We start from the raw sequence: 19,697 nt of genomic DNA, 5'->3' as shown, positions 1-19,697 counted from the left end.
AATTTAGACAGCTTTGAGGCAAGACGAAGATAGCCCCGTCGAATCTGGCGGGGCTATTGTTATGTGATAAAGAGAGATGTAATAGGGGAGCCAGCGTGCATAGGGGAGTTCCCTGTTAAGGATGATACGGCTACGCTTATGGTAGAAAAGGGAGAGTTGGATGTTGCTAGAAAAATTATTGGCATACAAGGAATTAGGAATAGGGCTCATTGTACTTTTAGTGTTGTTTGCGCTCATCATCAGAGGACTGATACGCGGTCGCAGAAATCGGATTTTACGTGATCTGGACCCACGCAAAATTGGAATTCAGGATATAGATCGTATGGAGGATGGCTCGGAATTTGAGCTTTATTTGCAACGGTTATTATCCGCGCTTGGCTATAAGGACATCTATAAAACAACCAGTAGCCGGGATTTTGGAGCGGATCTGGTTTTTACAGACCGTGAAGGCGTCAGAGTTGTCATACAGGCCAAACGTTATGGCGTACAACATCCGGTGGGCTTGGGAGCAGTACAGGAAATTTACACCTCTATGCGTTATTATGCGGCCGACAAGTCTATCGTCATCACCTCCGGCCGTTATACGGAATCTTGTAAAACACTTGCTGCTGTCAACGGGGTTAAATTATTAGATCGCAACGACTTGATCGACATCATAGATTTATTCAAGGCTAGGCACCGCGAGGAGGTTATGGACCTATTAGAAAGTAAAGTAGATGTGATTGCTTCCAAATGGAGTGAAAGATAATCATAAAAGGGACTGAACTACTGGCGACGAGTTTGAAGGCCAGTAATCAGTCCCTTTTATTTTTTAACATGGTGCTTGTTCTTATACTGTTATCATTAGATGCCTGTCCAGACATCCTTGGCATAGCGTTTTTCCTGTTGGAGACGATCCAACCATTGCTGTGCTTCTTCTTTACTGGTATGGTGTGCTTCCGCGTAAGCAGCACAAAGGGTGTTTTCTACATCGGGAGCCATCCGGCTACCATCACCGCATACATATAGATGCGCTCCTTCATCAAGTAAGTGAATCAGAGTGTCCGCATCTTCTTTCATGACATGCTGCACGTATCTTTTGGGTTGATCGGGCAGACGTGAAAAGGCTGTATGAAGCGTAACGATTCCTTCCTGCTCCCAGGCTTGCAGCTCTTGCTTGTACAGATAGTCAAGCTTAGGATTACGGCAGCCATAGTATAGGTGAGCCTCGCCGAGCTGTTCCCCTCTTTCTTTAAGTACATGGCGGGTTTGGAGGAATCCGCGGAATGGTGCCACTCCAGTACCTGGACCGACCATGATGACAGGCACCGTCGGATCTTCCGGCAAACGGAAGCCCGACTGAGGCTTACGCACAAAAATGACAATTGGATCATCTGGTTGGAGCTGCGCCAAATAGTTGGAGGCAATTCCCAGGTATTCGCCCTGTCCGCTACGGGCTGGTCCACGCACGACGCCCACGGTTATACTCGCTGAATTCTCCGATTCAAGCGGAGAGCTTGAGATGGAGTAGTACCTAGGCTTGAGTGGAGGTAACAGCGAGATAAAGTTTTCAAATGGCAGCTCGCAGGCTGGATACTTCTCCAGAATATCCAGCATCGTGACGTGCTTCTGTCGTATCTCTTGATCAAAGGTAGCATCCTCTAGCAAAGCTTCGATTTCTTTCTTGTGCGGTGGACACACTGTAAAGGATGCTAGTTGCCGTAGCTGGGCTCTCGTTGCCGGTTCTTGCAGTTCCACACTGAGAGTGAGCAAATCTCCTACGCTGACAGGCCGATCTAAGGGGAGATGCGCCGCATCCCGGTCACTGCCTCTCAATACGATGTAGTCTTGATCCTGTAACTTAAAGCGTTGCATTACTCTATTCGCCAACGAAGCAGGATTACGCGGCAAAACACCCAGATGATCACCCTCGCGATAGGACAATCCGGTTGGTAATTGGATCTCCAGATGCCGTGTACTGCGTTCACTTTCAGCAGCGTGCAATTCACGATTCGCGGTAACAACGGCAGTAGTTGCCTCATAGTTGGCCGCCAGAGGAGCGCTAAGTACGTCGCTTACAAACTCTATGCTCAGACTGCTGGTGTCCTGTGGTTCTGTATCACTGTGCTCTATGCCGAAAGCATTCAGCAATTCCGGCCATAGGCCGCGATTCCAGACTTCCCAATCCTTCTCGAAGTCACCACTGGCGTCGCCCTCGCCCCGATCATACAGTCGCTTTGCCCCTTTGGCAGCCATTAGCTCATCAATCATCCTTGGAATGCGCTGATACGTGCTGGCCCAATTCCGGTCACCGCAACCAAAGACAGCGTACCTTATGCCTGCCAGTTGGCCCTCGTCTACCTGCTTCAACCATTCTACAAAGGCATCAGCATTATCCGGCGGATGTCCGTTATAAGATGCAGTCGTAATAAGTACCACGCCTTCTTTAGGCAAATGGTCCACATGTTCATTCAGAGTTGCTATGCTACTGTTAAAACCCCAATTCCGACCTAAATCGGCTAGTTCACCCGCAAGTCCCTCAGCTGTACCCAGATTCGAGCCGTACAAAGACAGCAAAGAAGTATCATGTTTTTCGGCATGAGGAGCTGCAACTTTTTGTTCCTCCTGTTCATGAAGTTCTTGAGCGGCACCCGGCAGCATGACGGCAGTCTGTGTGCTACGCGGTCGTACTTGAATGGTGAAGCCCTCAGGCTTGAGTGTGAGCGTCTCTTTGACTTTCAACTCATAATGAGTATGATCAATCAGCTCAAAATGTTTCAGTACCATACCCAGCACAAGGGTGGCCTCCTGTAAGGCAAACTGTTGTCCAATACAGGCCCGTTGACCGTTGCCAAACGGTTTATAGGCATCTTGTGGAATGGCGGATGGGTCCCCAAAGCGTTCTGGTCTAAATTCCTCAACATCTTCACCCCAAGCCTCGGTATCACGGTGCAGTTTCGGGATGAGTACATTTACACTGTCGCCCTTTTTAAGCGGATAGGTTCCGTCGAGCAGTGTATCTTCTTTGGCGAAGAGCGAGAAGGCGGGCGCTGTCGGCCATAGCCGCAGAGCTTCATTCAGTATCATCCTTATGTACTTGAGCTCACGCACCTGAGTATAGGAAGGCAGCGAATCGGTGAGCACGCGATCCACTTCTTCATAGGCTTTAGTTAGCATTCGTGGATTTTTAAGCAAATGGTAAATGGCAAAGGATAAAAGCCCACTGGTCGTTTCATGACCGGCGATGAGGAAGGTGATGATCTGATAACGGATATTTTCATCATCCAGCGTTTCACCTGTTTCCGGGTCCTTGCCTTCCAGCATACGCGCCAGTAAATCCTCTTCACCTTGGTTGCCCAGGGTTTTGCGTTCTTGAATAATGCTGTCCACCAGAGAGAACATCGTTTCGATGTCGTGTTTAAACTGTTTTTTCTTCGATAACATCAGCTTGTTTTGCAAATTGAGGCGTTGCAACTGACCCATTGCTTCATCCAGTGCGCGTGTCATACTGGTCACGAACGGATGGGGCTGGTCGCGGTAAAAGCTGTTAAAACGATAATTAAAGCCGCATAATCCGATGGTATCCAAAGTCAGCCGGGTCATATCTTCCGGTACCTCTACACTTTCATCTGGATTGAGCCGAGACCATTTCTGCACCAGCTGAACCGCAAGATCAAGCATCATATTGTGGTAACCCTTCATAGCCCGCTGGCTAAAGCTTGGTAGCAATATTTGGTGGGCCTTGCGCCAGTTCGGTTCCTCAGTCCAGCTTGTGAATAGTCCGTCTCCAGCAAAAGCTCGTACTTTTTGTAAGGGAGCCCACACCTGCTTATCGAAACGGGATTCATCACAAGCATCTGCCACCAGCTTATGATCGGAAATATAAATGTTCGTTCCTTCAGGCAGATCCATGCGAAAGATGGGACCGTACTCATTAGCAAGCTTAACCAGAGACTGGACAGGGGCATGTGTATCGATCAAGGGCAGATTTCCTAAGGGACCATATGTTTTGGGTTGTGGAATTAAATGGGTCGAAGTCATTTTAAATGTTGCTCCTTTCAGATTGAAATAGGGTGATGGTTTCAAAGTACCTATGTTTTCCAAATTACACTTTATTCTTCCGGTATAAACGAAAATAAATGAATTTGGACAGTTCGTATAATAAAAACAAAGCAAAATATACATTTTTTACATAATAAACAAAGACATCACACTTATCACACTTCTATTAACAATGAATTTACAGAAACTCTTATGAAAAAATATGCTTTTATAACCGATATAAAGATGTTGGGGATTTGCATTTTATGTTGAGGTGATATGTCATGAAGAAACGAGCTCTATTATTAACTTTTAGGTGGATTCCCATTGTCACGATCTTTGCATTATTGGTAAGTGCATGTGGGCAATCAGACGTACAAACCAAGGCCGAACCCATTAAGGTGGGAATCGTACTGTCAGATATTGGTCTGGGTGACCAATCTTACAGCGACGCGGCTTTTCGAGGTTTGGTCAAGGCACGGGATGAGGGGAAGATTGTTTTTGAATACCGGGAAATAACGGAGACCAAGACGTATGATGCGGCTTTTGAGCAGCTTGCTCAAGAAAAAGCGGATTTAATCATTGGGTTGGGTTATATGGTGAAGGACAGTATGGAATCCATTGCCAAAAAATACCCAGACCGTAAATTTTTAATCGTGGATGAGAAATCAGATTTACCGAATGTGGCCTCTATTAGCTTCAAAGCAGAAGAGGGCAGTTTTATGGCTGGGGTCGTTGCCGGTTTGACGAGTCGCACCGAACAGGTGGGTTTTCTTGGAGGTGCGGAATCTCCTCTGTTGAAAAAATTTGAAATTGGGTACCGCGCAGGGGTGCAATCAGTCAAGCCTAATGCCAAAGTTACTGCAACGTATGCAGGAGATTTTGGAAAGCCGGAACTGGGTACGAAAATTGCAGATGACATGATTAATCAGGATCAGATTGATGTTATCTTTGCAGCCGCAGGTCTCACGGGCGTAGGTGCGCTACAGGAAGCGCAAAAACAGCAAAAATTAGCCATCGGGGTCGATAGCGACCAGTTTTTTATTGCGGAAAAGGCGGTAGTGACCTCGATGTTTAAAAATGTAGACATTGCAATTTATACAGCAGTCAAAGGCTTTGCAGATCATCAAAGAAAATTTACGGAGAAGGATATGGTGTTTGGTCTTGCAGAAGATGGCGTAGGTTTAGCGCCTATTCGTGTCGTGACACTGAGTCCGGATCAGCAAAAGTTGTTGGATGATTTAAAGGAAAAAATCAAATCCGGCACACTTACTGTTCCCACCCAATAAATTTTCGCAAACGGAGGATGAAAGCTGATGAAACTGCAAGGTAAACTGGTGCTGAATGCGATGATTTCCTTGATCGCTTGTCTGGCTTTAGTGGCATATATCATTTTTGAATTAATTCGTATTAACTCGCAAAGTAGTAATTTGGTTCCGGCTATGTTGAATGTACAGCAGCTCAATGCCTATTTGATTCAGTCAGGACAGGCGTTGCAAAATTATTCTGCTTCCATGACAGAGAGCAACAAAGCTGATGTGCAAAATCAACTGACTCAGTCTGAAAAGACGATTGCTTTGCTTTCACAGGGCATGATGCAGACCGAAGAACAGCAAAAACGACTGAATACGATTAAAACAAAATTCAGCCAATTGAAAGTAGCAACGGAGAAAGCAATGAGTACCCAAAACAGTCCGGAGTCCAAGCGGGAGGCCATGCGCGCCCAGGGGATTCAGAACGATGTTTTTATGCTGGATCTGCTGACCAAGGCACGTTATGACCAATACACAGAAGATTTGACCAAGAGCATTCGTTTTACTTGGCAATTGGCCTTAGCAGGTGCAGTTTTACTTCTGGTGGCAGTTGGGCTATATAATACATACACCTCCAGGCAGCTTGCCCTTAGAACACGTAAGTTAACGGATGCCGCAAAGCAAATTGCCGAGGGGAATCTGACCGTTCAGCTCGCACAAACGAAGGGACGCGATGAGCTGGACGAGCTCAATGAATCTTTCCGGGTAATGATCGGGAACTTGCGCAGCATTGTACTCTCCATTGATCAGGCGGGTAATCGTGTCGATCTGATGGCTCGGGATATTGATCACCATAATGAGGCCATGAAGGAAATTGTGACACAAGTCAGCACGTCAACAGAGGAACTGGCGATAGGCAGTCAGAAAATTGCTGAGGATCTGTCGTCGACAGTTGGTGTTGTGGACGAGATGCAGCAAAAGTTTGAATCGAATCTGCTGGAGACCACTCAATCGACCGCGTATAGTGAGGATGCTTTGCGTGTCATTGAGCAGGGTACGCGGGTCATGAGCGATCAACTGCGTATTGTTGCAGAAAATCGTTCAGCCATGTCCGAAGTGGAGCAGACAGTCAAGGAGCTGGAAGCTAATGCAGCCGAGATTACAACCATGACTGGATACGTATCCGAAATTGCCAGCCAAACATCGCTGTTGTCCTTGAATGCTTCTATTGAGGCTGCACGTGCGGGTGAAGCAGGAAAAGGTTTTGCTGTGGTTGCCAATGAAGTGAAAAAGCTGGCGAATCAATCAGAGTCTGCTGTAAAGAAAATTTATACCGCAGTTGACGGTATTACGCAGGCTATGGATAAAGTGAAGACTTCTGTGGCGCAAAGTCAGGAGCTGTTCCGTGAGCAGGAGAAGGCAACCTCCTCGACCGGAGAATCGTTTACAGAGATTAGTGGCAAAGTGCAGCAAATTGCCGGCCAAGTCAGCAAGCTATCAACGGACATGAATGTATCGCGAGAATTGAGCGTACAGGTGCAGCAAGCTATCGAAAATATCAGCGCAATCACTCAGCAATCCGCTGCAGGCAGCGAAGAGATTACAGCTTCCACGGTAGAGCAGAAGCGTTCATTTGAGGAATCGGCTGAGAAGGTAAAAGAGCTTCGTCAGATTCGCGAGGAAATGCAGCGGGAACTGGATCGTTTTCAGGTGGAAAAGACAAGCTAAAACCTGTGAAGCGAGTATCTGTTTTTGCTGAATAATGAATATAAGCAGCCAAAGAAGAAGTTCTACCTAACACAGGGAGACTTCTTCTTTTTTTATTTTAATGATGTACTCATATGAAGTTTTATTAAGTTTGATTTACATAGGCAGGGAATTCCAACTCTTACGTCAAATAGATTTAGGGAGAATATGTCACCACGTATATGGGCAAGAGGAAGATGGACAACGAAGTCCGGAAGGATGAAGTTACGGGAATGTTGCGACTTAAGCTTCAATTGATACTGAAAAATAAACAGACAAGACTGATTCTACTGCTCACTTTGTGTGTGTCGCTCGTGATTAGCGTGATCGGCTTGCTATCGTATTCAGGATACCGTGAAGGTTTGGATACCGAGCTGAACACACCCAATATAGAATTATTGCAAATCAATCTGGATGTAACCAATCGGGCTTTTCGTGAGTCTGATAACAAGGCGCTGGATGCAGCATATCATCCGGATGTAGAGGCTTTTGTACGTGCCCAAACGGATAGGAAATCGCTGGAAGATAACGCCTCCGTCATAGATCGGCTTCAGAAATACTTGAAAACCCTTTCTTCACACGAAGAAATTTATTCGGTTGAAGTGATTTCTTTGGACAATCATGCTCTCGTATCCAGCAATTATGGTTACATGCCTGATTGGAAGCAGGCACCGGATACCACATGGGTTCCCTGGATTCAGGACATTCAAAAAAAACCGTTGTTGATTAAGCGGAGATGGTACGGCACCGATCGTGAGCAGGGGACGTTAGAGCTGCTTTCGCTGGCCAGGCCCATAGTAGAGAATGGTCAGGTCATGGGTGCGGTGCTAATCAATCTGGATTACGACCGTTTTTTCTCCAAACTATATATTCATTTATCCAACTCGCAATACGTGTATGATCTGGAGGGCGAGTTGATCTATCCCAAGCTGAGATTGTCCTTACCCTTAAATGATATGGGCAGGGTTTTGAAAGAGCTGGATGTGAGCCCCTATGCTTATGTGGAGATAGGGAATATGGAATATATGGCGAACCAAACCTTTTCTGATGTAACGGGCTGGCGTCTAGTCTCGCTCGTTCCGATGGACAAGCTGCTAAAAAATGTAAAGCTGGCGCGCAATATGATGCTGTGGCTGGCCTTTATCTCCATACTGGCTGGGTGCTCAGCAGTTTACTATTACAACTATGCAGCTTTTCGCCCCATGAAAAAAATTAATAGCCTATTGAATTCGGGTAATAAGGGAACGCGCCAAGGAGGATTGTATGACCTGGAACCTGTGATTAGCAAACTGGTTGGAGAGTTTCATCGCAAATCATTGGTGGTAGAGCGAAGCCTGCCGGAGCTGCGTTCCAAATATATGGAAGATGTCATCCAGCGTAGAATGGGCATACAGGAAATGCGTATGAAATGGGAACAGTATTTTTCCGATTGGGACGGTAATTCTTTGTTTGTCATAATCGTGTCCATCGACCGATATTCTGCGTGGGCTGCAAGCTTTCCAGAAGAGGATAAAATGCTGCTCAAGTATGCGCTGAACAATATTTTGCTAGAGATGCTCGAACCTTACTGGAAAGCAGTATGCTCGCCGGAAGAGGAAAGTGGTTTTATTGTGCTGTTACAGTACAGCGAGAGTTCGAATGAAGTTGAAGTTGGTTCGGAGACTGCCCTCCAAGAGAGTATTTTGCTTCACAAAAGCGTTGATAGACTGATTCAGGTTGTCGGTGAGTATCTTCCTTTGACCATTTCTATAGGGATTGGTCATATGGTCACGGATATTCAAGAGGCACGGGCATCTTTTATAAAAGGAAAAGAGGCCCTTAATTTGCGTTTGTATGAGGGGTATGGACGTTCATATACGAATATGGACAGCGATATAAGTGTGAAAAAGGATAATACAGTGGATGAACAGTCAAAGGAGCAAATTCAGGATTCAACATTGTTGGACGATCGGCGTGTGGAAATAATTCATGCCCTGGAGTCGCAGGAACCGGGTGCAAGTGTAAAGCTAATCAGCCACTGGGTAGAAGAACTTCGACTCCACAGAACATCCCCAGCCCAGGTCTACTTGTTTGTTCATGAATTGCTGGAAGATTTGCTAAAATGGTGTGCCACTCAGAGTGTGACGCCGCCGGATCAGCTTGCTGATTACCACTGGAATCAGATTCTGACGCTAGACCTTCAAGACATTGAGGTATTGCTGGTCACTATGTTGACTGATATTGAAGAAAAATGGCACGGACGTATTCAGTCCAAAGATTTTGTGCGTGTACAAGAGATGATCGAATATATGGAACATCATTTGCATTTGAACATCGGGCTTCAGGAAATTGCGGATCATGTTCACATGAGCGTGTCCTCGGTGAGCAGTATGTTCAAGGAAGAAACAGGGACCACCGTTTACGATTATTTGACTGGATTACGCGTAAAAAAGGCATGCACATTACTATGTGAAACCCATTTGAAAATCGGAGAAATTGCAGAACAGGTCGGATACCGAAATGAGAACAGCTTTATCCGAGTATTCCGCAAGCATAAGCAAGTGACCCCAGGGAAATTCAGACAAATCAGCAAATCTTCCAATGAATATGCAGATCGGTCAAAAGGCCGATACTTTGGCGAAATAGAAGATAAATACGAAGATTAAGCGATAGCTGTAGCCCTCCACGTTGCGGTACATTGACTTCATGTAAACGCAAACAACAAGACCGAAAACGGTGGAGGTGAAAACGGGCGCATGACGGGCCCAGTTCGTTTTTGGAGAAGAGGAAACGTAATGAAGAAAAAGCCATGGCAAAAATATGTGCTGGTTGCGGCGGGAGTAGCTATGCTTTCTGCCTTGAGTATCAGTGAATATGTGGATCACCGCACCTTGCAGGATCACAGCCGTATATTTCCTACGAAGCCAATAACCCTCGTCGTTCCCTATGCAGCCGGAGGCGGTACAGATATTACCGCGAGAGCGTTGGCGAAAGCCGCCGAAAAGCATCTCGGTCAGCCGATCATCGTCGTCAATCGAACGGGAGGAGGCGGTTCTGTCGGGCTGATGGAAGGGGCTGAGGCGCAGGCGGACGGTTATACCGTAACGTATCTGGTCGCTGAGCTGACTACGTTGCCTCATCTGGGACTGCTACCGCTCACCTATGAGCGATTTAAGCCGCTGCTTCAAACCAATATGGACCCTTCCGCCATTACGGTTCGGGCGGATGCACGATGGAAGACAGCAGAGGCATTTCTGGAGGATGCTGAGGCCCATCCCGGCAAGCTCAAAATGGGGAATGCAGGCACAGGGAGCATATGGCACCTTGCTGCCGCAATGTTGGAGCAGAAAAGCAGAGTCCGCTTTACCCATATCCCTTATGAGGGAGCAGGCCCAGCCGTCTCCGCTTTAATGAGCGGATTTGTGGATGCTGTACCCGTCAGTCCCGCAGAAGTGAAGAAATACGTGGACGAAGGGAAACTTCGCATACTGGCGATCCAGTCAGACACTATTTCGGAAGCGTTTCCAAAAGTGCCGACACTACAGCAAGCCACTGGGCTGCGTGTACATTTTATCGGCACTTGGAGAGGGCTGGCTGTGCCTAAGGATACACCGGATGCAGTTGCTCAAACGCTAACGGATGCACTGATCAAGGGAACGAAAGACGAGGAATTCAGGGAGGAAATGCGTAAGCATGGGTTGGGATTGCGTGTCCAGGATGCAGACGCATTCGCGCGACAACTGAAGGAGAGTCATGATACCTTCGCGAGACTGATTCCCGAGCTCGGTTTGAGCCGCAAGTGACACGGCCTTGTTTTTGCATTGGCAAAAACGAAAGGGTTGAACGAAGTTATGAAAATCAAACAAAACATTGATAAAATTCCAGGGGGCATTATGCTGGTGCCGCTGTTTATTGGCGCGCTTTTTCATACATTTACTCCATGGGCAGGCGACTATTTTGGATCTTTTACCAAGGGGCTGATGACAGGTACGGTACCCATTTTAGCAGTGTGGTTTTTTTGTATGGGGGCTTCTATAGATGTGCGAGCGACGGGTACTGTATTGCGTAAATCAGGAACGCTCGTATTGACTAAAATCGCGGTCGCGTGGGTAGTGGCGATCATTGCATCCAGATTGCTGCCTGTTGGGGGTGTAGAAAGTGGGCTATTTGCAGGTTTGTCGGTGCTGGCGCTGATCTCGGCTATGGATATGACGAACGGCGGGTTATACGCCTCCATTATGCAGCAGTATGGCTCCAAGGAAGAGGCGGGAGCATTTGTACTGATGTCACTGGAATCGGGTCCATTAGTGACCATGATTATTTTGGGTAGCACCGGACTGGCCGTTTTCGAACCGCAGACATTTGTGGGGGCGGTATTACCATTTTTGATCGGCTTTATGTTGGGCAATCTGGATCATGATTTCCGAAAGTATTTTGGGAACGCAACGCAAGCCTTAATTCCATTTTTCGGTTTTGCACTTGGTTGTTCCATTGACTTGAGTGTCATTGTCCAGACAGGTATGCTCGGTATTTTATTGGGTATTTTTGTCATTCTCGTTACAGGTATTCCACTAATTTTGGCGGACAAATATATCGGTGGTGGCAACGGTACAGCAGGAATCGCAGCTTCCAGTACAGCAGGTGCAGCAGTAGCGAACCCAGTCATTGTCGCCAATATCAAGCCTGAGTTCCTGCCTGTTGCGCAATCTGCAACGGCCTTAGTTGCCGCTTCGGTCATTGTGACCTCGATTTTGGTACCTATTCTGACGGCATACTGGGCCAATTATATGAAGCGTAAGGAGAAATCCCGAGGAGCAGGGCCTGTAAATCCAGGAGCGAATATATCTAAATAAGGATTTTGCAGTATCCTAAAATCTTTCCATTACCCGGGAAATGCTTTTGCAGTTATACCTTCAATCCTAACATCACAAAACTTGTCCTAAAACGCTTCTGCAAACATACATATGTAAGCAGAGGAGCGTGATGGGATTGGAAAACAAAGTGCGTCGCTACTATCAGTTAAAGCAAAAGCAAAAAGAAATTGAAGGTGAACTGACTGATTTGCGTAATGACATTACCGCTCATTGTGCGCAGCAGGAAGTGTCAGATTGGGAAATTGGCAACTATCGGGTCAAGATTGTGCAGCAGCACCGTAAGGAATACGATCATACAAAGCTGTATGATTCACTGCCTGATCCGCAGCTATGGCGCTTGTTTTCCAAGCCGGATACGTCGAAGATTGCCAGTTTGCTTAAGCTCAAGGTCATCGCAGAGGAGCAAATAAAAGATGCTGTTTCTCTTAAAACGGTGACGCTATTGCAAGTGGATAAAAAATAAATAAAAAGAGCTGCCCCCGTTTTCGGAGCCAGCTCTTTTTATTGTCATTGTTACTAGTCTTCAACCTTCACGCTCTATGAGTTATTTATCAGACAAACTTTTTCCCACTCCTTTGAGAAAATGAATGCCAAATCCCATTGCCCGGTTTACATCTGGATCATTCATCGCCTTCATAAGATCGCGCAGACGAGTTTTTTTATTCTGCTTTAGATGTTCATCAGCTTCGTTCAGGCCATTGGTAACACTGTTTGCCAGCTTTTTCATCAGCTCGGGGTCTACCTCGGACAGCATCCCTGCTGCTCCCATCAGATTATTAATGATGTTCGTCACAGGCTTACGTGTCGCTTGTCCTACAGCGATTTTAGCGATGCTTTCTTTGGCTTTTAGCATAGACTGAGCTGCTTCGAGAAGACCACTGTCGTGTAGCTCGCGTACGATTTCAAGCGTCTTCTGCAATGCCACTCCATTGTCCGCCAGATCAGCAGTAAGCTGATCCAGCGATTGTTTTTGGCGTTCTTCTTCTGTCAAAACGCGTTTTCTTACAATTGAAATAGGCTTAGCCACGGTTCGACCTCCTTATTTTTGATCTACCAAATCAACATAACCGGGACGATTCCACTTACGGTCCACTTCAACCCCATTTTGCGGGTGACGCTTTTTGTAACGCGGATTAATACGTGGGAGTGGATTTTGACCATCTACCTCCAAAATTTGCATCCGTACTTTGGCTTGTTTATAGGCCGGTGTACGGGTGACCACATCGAACGCTCCACCAGTTAACAGATTGACAGCACCATCATGGCTGGTAGAGTGCATCGGCACATAAATTTCAGTTCCCTGCACCCGGTCTGTAACCAGAACGCGTAGCTTGACCGCACCATAAGGGGATTCCAATCGAACCAGCGATCCGTCTGTGACTCCGCGCTCCTTAGCCAATTCAGGTGACACTTCCACAAATACTTTTGGAAGTTTGAGCTGAATACCCGCTGATTTGGTCGTCATATTCCCTTCATGAAACTGTTCGAGCAGTCGACCATTATTTAGGGTCAGATCGAATTCAACAGGGTACTCTTTCGGTGGTACATATTCGAAAAGTCCCAAACGCGCTTTTTTATCCGGAAAGTTAAAGCCGTTGGTGTGTAGCAGCGGTGTATTGCTACCATCTGGCGATCCCCAGTGAAAGCTATTCCAGCCTTCCAGTATGTCATAATTACATTGGGAGAAAAATGGAGTGAGCGACGCCATTTCCTCAAAAATCTCACTTGGATGGCTGTAATCCCAATCAAATCCCATGTGCTTGGCAAATTGGCTGAAAATCCACCAATCCGGTTTACTGTCTTCCATAGGGCGGAGTGCCTCATATAAACGCTGGACACGACGTTCGGTGTTCGTAAAAGTTCCGTCTTTTTCGAGTGAAGGTACGGCTGGCAAAATGACATCAGCGAATTCAGCTGTCTTGCTCAGAAATACATCCTGAACGACAAGGAAATCCAAATTCGCCAGCATTTCTTGGGTATGGTTGGAGTCGGCATCCACCCATGCCATCTCTTCTCCAGCGATATACATCGCTTTGAGCTTACCCGTTTCAATGGCTTCTAGCATCTGAATGTTGTCCAGTCCGCGTTGACCTGGGATTTGTACGCCGTAGGCCGCTTCGAACTTGGCACGAATGACATCGTTCGTTACGGGCTGATAGCCCGGGAAAATATCCGGCATGGTACCCATATCGGCAGCACCCTGAACATTGTTATGTCCGCGAAGCGGATATGCGCCTGCACCCGGACGCATAAAGTTTCCAGTCACCAGCAGCAGGTTGGCAATTGCAATCGAAGTGTAAGAGCCTGCGATGTTTTGCGTCACACCCATGCCCCAGCAAATGGCAGTACCGTCGGCTTCGTGAATCATAGTCGCTACTTGAATCAGTGTCTCTTTGGAAATACCCGTTTCCTGTTCGGCAAAGTCCAGGGTGAAACGCTCTAGCAATTTCAAATATTCAGGATAGAAGTTTACATGCTCTTCAATGAATTTTGCATCATGCCAGTTTTGCTCAATGATGTATTTGGCTACAGCAGATAACCATACATAATCAGTACCTTGCTTCGGACGAATGAACAGATCTGCGCGTTCTGCCATTTCATGCTTGCGCAGGTCGACCGAGATCAACTTTTGACCATGCAACTTATGCGCACGTTTGATACGAGTAGCCAGCACCGGATGTCCTTCTCCCGGCGCGCAACCGACCAGCATGACCAAACCTGCTTTGACAATATCTTTAATCGTACCACTGTCCCCACCGATGCCTCCGGTGTATTGCAACCCCCATGACGCAGGAGATTGGCAATACCGTGAGCAATTATCGACGTTATTCGTTTGGAAGACCTGACGAGCTAACTTCTGCATCAAATAGTTCTCTTCATTAGTAAATTTGGAAGAAGAAATAAAGCCGAGTGCTTCGCCACCATAGGTTTCTTTAATAGCTCCCATCTTGCTGGCCATCAGGCTCAGTGCTTCTTCCCAGGTTGCTTCCACAAATTCGTCACCTTGACGAATTAAAGGGGAGGTCAGACGCTGATCGCTGTTCACAAAATCCCAGCCAAATTTCCCTTTTACGCATGTCGAGATACCGTTAACAGGTCCCTCGGAGGTAGGTTGAACCTTCAAAATTTTGCGACCTTTGGTCCAAACCTCAAAGCTGCAACCTACACCGCAAAATGTACAGACGGTTTTCGTTTTTTTCGTACGGGTTTCACGCATTGCTGCTTCGGCTTCGGAAATAGCAAAAATCCCACTATAGCTCGGCTCTACTTCCTTTATTAAATCCACCATCGGATTTAATAAATCCTTGCTCATGCCACTCATGAAGCCTGCTTCTCCCAGCATAGATTTCTCCATCAAGGCATTACATGGGCAGACGGTTACACACTGACCACAGCTAACGCAGGAGGAATCGTTAATCGCAACCCTGTCATCCCATATGACGCGAGGACGTTCAGCCTCCCAGTCGAGGGACAGCGTTTCATTGACCTGAAGGTTTTGGCATACCTCTACGCATTGGCCGCATGCAATACATTGATTGGGGTCATATCGGTAGAAGGGATGAGACATATCTACTTCTGTTGGGTCCACTTTCGGTTGATATGGATATTTTTGATGTTCAATTTCCATAAGCTCTGCTGTATTATGCAAAGTACAATTACCGTTGTTGTTATCGCACACTGTGCAGTAAAGGAGATGATTTTCCAGCAATCGGTCCATAGCCTCGGTTTGAGCTGCTTTCGCGCGATCCGAATGTAAATGAATATTCATTCCATCCGAAGCCAGTGTCGAGCAGGAACGCATAAGTTTTCCGTCCACTTCCACGATACACGTGTCACAGGTGCGTATCGGATCGACTTCGGGAACGTAACACAGCTGGGGATGGGCGATGTTGTTTTCGTTAATCACTTCAAGAATCGTTGCGCTGCTCTTCGTTTTCAGTTCCTGTCCGTTTAATGTAATTTTGATCGAACTATCTGTCACGGTTCAGGCTCCTTTCAGATTTTAAATTTAAAAATTTGGAATAAAAAAACTCCACCATAAACACAAGTGCTCGTGTTCCAGCACTTGTGTTTATGGTGGAGTAGTGACCAAGCTCTAGGTCCTGGAGGCCAATCCGCCATTTGAATATGTATTAATAACAAACGGTACGCACCGTCTGTATATCAATAACTTCTGAATAACTTAGATATGTCATTTTCTGCATGTCACCTCGTGTAACTATAACGTAAAATTTAAGATAGTTCAACGGTACATTATTAATTTTTTAATTGATAATGATTATCGTTTGAGAAATCGAAAAATCATTGACAAACGTTCCAGGATTGCTAACAATAGGAATGTAATCTATTTCAGAGCAATCGTAAATGGAGTGTACGTGGGAATCGCGTATATTTTATTTGTCGCAGCGCTTGTTAGTTTGATTTTTCTATATCACATGATGTGGGATTCGTAAAATCCTGATGTAGATAAATTAACCGGCATTTAGCAGATTCTTCGATATTCATAAGCGAAGAAGTTGTTGTGATGCCGGTTTTTTGGTTCAGTATAAAATGAATGGAAATACCGTTCCAATTTAGAGTGTAAAGAGTTTTATTAATGAAGACGGATTGAGGTGAACAGGATGGCGAACCGGAGCGACGATCAATGGAATCGTCCGTTACGGGACTTAAGAATATCCGTCATAGACCGATGTAATTTTCGGTGCCGATATTGTATGCCGGAAGAAATATTTGGCCATGACTATCCGTTTTTGCCAAAAGAAAAAATATTGACCTTTGAAGAAATTACACGCCTTTCCCGTATTTTTGTCTCGCTGGGCGTTACAAAGCTGCGTATTACTGGTGGTGAGCCGTTGCTGAGGAAAAATTTGTCCTCGCTTATTCATTCGTTAACTCAACTCGATGGGGTTGAAGATATTGCAATGACGACAAACGGCGTATTTTTGCCTAAATATGCTGCAGCACTGCGAGAGGCGGGACTAAAGAGAGTGACGGTTAGTCTGGATTCGCTTGATGATGATCGGTTCCGCCAAATGAACGGGGGCAGAAGCAGCGTAAAGGCGGTGCTGGATGGTATTGAGGCTGCGGCTCAAGCAGGGATGCAGGTGAAAATAAATATGGTCGTGCAAAAGGGCTTTAACGATCAGGATATTGTTCCCATGGCCGACTATTTCCAAAAGAAAAAGCATATTTTGCGTTTTGTTGAGTTTATGGATGTAGGCAACACCAATGGCTGGAAATTGGATCAGGTCGTTTCCAAGCAGCAGATCATCCAAGCCATTCACGAGCATATGCCGTTAGAGCCTGTCCCACCCCAGTACAAAGGTGAGGTGGCGACGCGCTACAGGTATCAGGACAGAGACGGGGAAATCGGTATTATTTCGTCTGTTACGGACGCCTTCTGCTCTACCTGTACACGAGCGAGAATTTCTGCTGAAGGCTCCTTGTATACGTGCCTGTTTGCCTCTCAAGGGTACAAGCTTCGCGCGATGCTACGTTCCGAACAGTCCGATGACGAGATTAGAGCTTACATTGAGCGTGTTTGGAGAGAACGTACCGATCGCTATTCAGAGGAACGGCTGAATCATACACAGCAAGCAACGTCTAAAATTGAAATGTCACACATCGGCGGGTGAGCCGAAGAGCCAGCCTGTCAGAAACAAGGGAGTGGAGCACGTGGAAAAGCCAGCTGAGGTAAAACGTGAGATTCTACGTTATCATGACGGTCAGATCAAGCGTTTTGAAGACACGGTGGTGACGGAGCATCCGGTGACCATCAAAATCAATCAGCAGGAATTTGCTACCATGGTTTGTACACCGGAGTATGTGGAGGATATGGCGGTGGGTTTTTTGGCCTCTGAAGGCGTCATTCAGCGGTACGATGATATTGAAGATATTTGGGTTCAGGAACAAGAAGGCTTTGTTCATATTAAAACCCGTCGAATGAATGAGTTTTATCAAAACTTTCATTCCAAACGGTACATTACCTCCTGTTGCGGAAAAAGTAGACAGGGCTTTTATTTTATAAATGATGCCAAAGTGGCAAAAAGAATGAATGACACCCATGTTACGCTGTCTTTTGACGATTGTTTCCGTTTGATGAATTTAATGCAAAACTCGGCACTTACGTTTCAGGAGACCGGTGGTGTTCATAATGCAGCGCTGTGCGATAAAAACGGGATGATCCTATCCAGAATAGATATCGGCCGACACAATGCGCTAGATAAAATCTATGGGCATTGCCTAAAACATGATATTGTATTACAAGACAAAATCATAGTATTCAGCGGACGCATTTCGTCTGAAATTTTGTTGAAGGTTGCGAAGATTGGCTGTGAAGTTGTTTTGTCCAAGTCAGCTCCCACAGAGCTTGCACTTGAGTTGGCTGAGGACCTGGGGATTACGACCGTTGGCTTTATACGCAGTCGTTCTCTGAATGTATATACGCATACCGAACGGATTGATGAACTAGTTGAATCTAAAATATAATATAATAATCTTCAATGTACACCGTCATAGTTAACCAGCATGGAATAAAACCTTTCGAGGTATTCATTCATGTTGGTTTTTCTTGGTACATATGTGGTGGGCAGTCACTGTACTGAAAAGGAGGGGATGTTAAATGAACTATCATATTCAAGTATTTGCTGGACTTGCGGAACAGATGGGAGGGCCTATAATTACGGTGCCTACTGAGCAAAAAACGATGACCGTTGCCGCATTAAAAGACTTGCTATCCGAGCGTTTCCCTGAATCAGCAGCTCAGTTGCAGGGTTCTTTTGTTGCCAGAAATCAAGCCTACGCCGCTCCTGAGGACCTCGTGAGTATACATGATGAGATTGCGATTATTCCTCCGGTTTCAGGAGGGTAGATTTTATTTAATAGGAATCAATTTCATAACTCATTAAATTTTGATGGTTGTAACTAGATATAGAAAAATCGAATCATTTTGATCTATATCTAGTTTTGATTAGAGCAGCTAAAGGTATTATGAAATTGATTCATAGGATAGGTGAATTCGATAGAATAGGTGCAAGGGGGCAGATCATATGCAATATCGTATTCAACTATTCGCAGATATGGCGGAGCAACTTGGTGATGTGATCACGGTAGAACTTTCACAGGAAGCGGTGACCATTGCAGACATTCGAAAAAGGCTGAATGAGCTGTACCCGGAAGTGGCTTCACAACTGCCAGGTTCTTTTTTTACCCATCATAAAAAGCTGGCTTCTCCAAATGAACTTGTGCTTCCATCAGATGCAATTGCTCTTCATCAGTCAGCATCCGGGATGGAGACGGTCGTTTCAAAATGTGGTTTATTTGCCATTACGTACGACCCGATTGATGCCGATGAAGTAACCTCAAAGGTACTCGACCCTTCTCATGGCGCCTCGCTGACCTTTAATGGTACGACTCGGGAATTTACGCAAGGTCAGCGAACGGTGTTGCTTGAATATGAGGCGTATGTCCCGATGGCCATGAACACGATGAAGCAGATTGGTGACGAAATTGCAGAACGTTGGCCTTCCACACGTACTGCGATTACACATCGGCTTGGCACGGTAAGAATTGGAGAGACGAGTGTGGTGATTGCTGTCTCAGCTGCACACCGCGATACTTGCTATGAAGCCAGCCGCCATGCCATTGAACGGTTAAAGCAAATCGTACCGATTTGGAAAAAGGAAGTGTGGGAGGACGGCTCAGAATGGAAGGGGCATCAGCTGGGTGGCTGGAACCCTCAAAGTACCCCAAAGCTTTCAAATAAGGGCGAGGACATCTAAGCTTTTAGCTTGTCTGATCAACTTGTAGCTATTCAATGGATAAG

Annotated in this window: 14 protein-coding genes; 11 read left to right on the top strand and 3 right to left on the bottom strand. The window is 46.0% G+C overall.

Going from position 1 to position 19,697, the window contains the following annotated elements; genetic code table 11:
* The first annotated feature begins 160 nt into the window (after positions 1–160).
* A complete protein-coding gene (locus MLD56_RS17475) occupies positions 161–748 on the top strand; it encodes a restriction endonuclease (RefSeq protein ID WP_029515428.1) in 588 nt (195 codons plus the stop codon).
* A 95-nt stretch (positions 749–843) separates the two neighbouring features.
* On the opposite strand, the gene MLD56_RS17470 is transcribed toward MLD56_RS17475, so the two are convergent.
* A complete protein-coding gene (locus MLD56_RS17470) occupies positions 844–4,020 on the bottom strand; it encodes a bifunctional cytochrome P450/NADPH--P450 reductase (RefSeq protein ID WP_039274494.1) in 3,177 nt (1,058 codons plus the stop codon).
* Positions 4,021–4,304: 284 nt separating this feature from the next.
* Here MLD56_RS17470 and MLD56_RS17465 point away from each other — a divergent pair, with 284 nt between their 5' ends.
* The 6 genes from MLD56_RS17465 to MLD56_RS17440 all read left to right on the top strand — a co-directional run bounded on the left by MLD56_RS17465 (position 4,305) and on the right by MLD56_RS17440 (position 12,335).
* Positions 4,305–5,309: a BMP family lipoprotein gene (locus MLD56_RS17465; protein ID WP_029515426.1), complete on the top strand. Its 1,005-nt coding sequence runs from the start codon at positions 4,305–4,307 to the stop codon at positions 5,307–5,309.
* A 27-nt stretch (positions 5,310–5,336) separates the two neighbouring features.
* Entirely contained in the window at positions 5,337–7,001 is a 1,665-nt protein-coding gene (locus MLD56_RS17460) for a methyl-accepting chemotaxis protein (protein WP_029515425.1), read from the top strand.
* A gap of 215 nt (positions 7,002–7,216) precedes the next feature.
* Positions 7,217–9,664 (top strand): AraC family transcriptional regulator, encoded by a 2,448-nt coding sequence (locus MLD56_RS17455; protein WP_029515424.1) that lies wholly within the window; start codon positions 7,217–7,219, stop codon positions 9,662–9,664.
* 129 nt (positions 9,665–9,793) lie between these two features.
* Positions 9,794–10,801: a tripartite tricarboxylate transporter substrate binding protein gene (locus MLD56_RS17450; RefSeq protein ID WP_029515423.1), complete on the top strand. Its 1,008-nt coding sequence runs from the start codon at positions 9,794–9,796 to the stop codon at positions 10,799–10,801.
* A gap of 48 nt (positions 10,802–10,849) precedes the next feature.
* Complete coding sequence (gene kdgT / locus MLD56_RS17445; RefSeq protein WP_029515422.1) at positions 10,850–11,851, top strand: 2-keto-3-deoxygluconate transporter; 1,002 nt, start codon at positions 10,850–10,852, stop codon at positions 11,849–11,851.
* Between the two features lie 130 nt (positions 11,852–11,981).
* Positions 11,982–12,335 carry a hypothetical protein gene (locus MLD56_RS17440; RefSeq protein ID WP_029515421.1) on the top strand — a complete coding sequence of 118 codons (354 nt, stop codon included), beginning with the start codon at positions 11,982–11,984 and terminating at the stop codon, positions 12,333–12,335.
* 81 nt (positions 12,336–12,416) lie between these two features.
* Here MLD56_RS17440 and MLD56_RS17435 read toward each other — a convergent pair whose 3' ends face one another.
* Positions 12,417–12,899 (bottom strand): helical membrane plugin domain-containing protein, encoded by a 483-nt coding sequence (locus MLD56_RS17435; RefSeq protein WP_029515420.1) that lies wholly within the window; start codon positions 12,897–12,899, stop codon positions 12,417–12,419.
* A gap of 12 nt (positions 12,900–12,911) precedes the next feature.
* Positions 12,912–15,854 carry a formate dehydrogenase subunit alpha gene (fdhF, locus tag MLD56_RS17430; protein ID WP_029515419.1) on the bottom strand — a complete coding sequence of 981 codons (2,943 nt, stop codon included), beginning with the start codon at positions 15,852–15,854 and terminating at the stop codon, positions 12,912–12,914.
* 640 nt (positions 15,855–16,494) lie between these two features.
* On the opposite strand from fdhF, the gene moaA reads away from it, so the two are divergent.
* The 4 genes from moaA to MLD56_RS17410 all read left to right on the top strand — a co-directional run bounded on the left by moaA (position 16,495) and on the right by MLD56_RS17410 (position 19,653).
* Entirely contained in the window at positions 16,495–17,508 is a 1,014-nt protein-coding gene (gene moaA, locus MLD56_RS17425; RefSeq protein ID WP_049816885.1) for a GTP 3',8-cyclase MoaA, read from the top strand.
* A gap of 40 nt (positions 17,509–17,548) precedes the next feature.
* A complete protein-coding gene (gene fdhD / locus MLD56_RS17420) occupies positions 17,549–18,361 on the top strand; it encodes a formate dehydrogenase accessory sulfurtransferase FdhD (RefSeq protein ID WP_029515417.1) in 813 nt (270 codons plus the stop codon).
* A gap of 133 nt (positions 18,362–18,494) precedes the next feature.
* On the top strand, positions 18,495–18,743 hold the full coding sequence (locus MLD56_RS17415; RefSeq protein WP_029515416.1) for a MoaD/ThiS family protein: 249 nt from the start codon (positions 18,495–18,497) through the stop codon (positions 18,741–18,743).
* 178 nt (positions 18,744–18,921) lie between these two features.
* On the top strand, positions 18,922–19,653 hold the full coding sequence (locus MLD56_RS17410) for a molybdenum cofactor biosynthesis protein (protein WP_029515415.1): 732 nt from the start codon (positions 18,922–18,924) through the stop codon (positions 19,651–19,653).
* Positions 19,654–19,697 lie beyond the last annotated feature (44 nt).

It is taken from the genome of Paenibacillus peoriae (assembly GCF_022531965.1).
Lineage (GTDB): Bacteria > Bacillota > Bacilli > Paenibacillales > Paenibacillaceae > Paenibacillus > Paenibacillus polymyxa_D.
This window is presented reverse-complemented; position numbering and strand designations above follow the sequence as displayed.

Coding starts and splice junctions, on each gene's coding strand:
- MLD56_RS17410 (WP_029515415.1), top strand. CDS start 18,922: ATGCAATATCGTATTCAACTATTCGCAGATATGGCGGAGCAACTTGGT.
- kdgT (WP_029515422.1), top strand. CDS start 10,850: ATGAAAATCAAACAAAACATTGATAAAATTCCAGGGGGCATTATGCTG.
- MLD56_RS17450 (WP_029515423.1), top strand. CDS start 9,794: ATGAAGAAAAAGCCATGGCAAAAATATGTGCTGGTTGCGGCGGGAGTA.
- MLD56_RS17465 (WP_029515426.1), top strand. CDS start 4,305: ATGAAGAAACGAGCTCTATTATTAACTTTTAGGTGGATTCCCATTGTC.
- MLD56_RS17460 (WP_029515425.1), top strand. CDS start 5,337: ATGAAACTGCAAGGTAAACTGGTGCTGAATGCGATGATTTCCTTGATC.
- moaA (WP_049816885.1), top strand. CDS start 16,495: ATGGCGAACCGGAGCGACGATCAATGGAATCGTCCGTTACGGGACTTA.
- MLD56_RS17440 (WP_029515421.1), top strand. CDS start 11,982: ATGGGATTGGAAAACAAAGTGCGTCGCTACTATCAGTTAAAGCAAAAG.
- MLD56_RS17415 (WP_029515416.1), top strand. CDS start 18,495: ATGAACTATCATATTCAAGTATTTGCTGGACTTGCGGAACAGATGGGA.
- MLD56_RS17475 (WP_029515428.1), top strand. CDS start 161: ATGTTGCTAGAAAAATTATTGGCATACAAGGAATTAGGAATAGGGCTC.
- MLD56_RS17455 (WP_029515424.1), top strand. CDS start 7,217: ATGGACAACGAAGTCCGGAAGGATGAAGTTACGGGAATGTTGCGACTT.
- MLD56_RS17470 (WP_039274494.1), bottom strand. CDS start 4,020: ATGACTTCGACCCATTTAATTCCACAACCCAAAACATATGGTCCCTTA.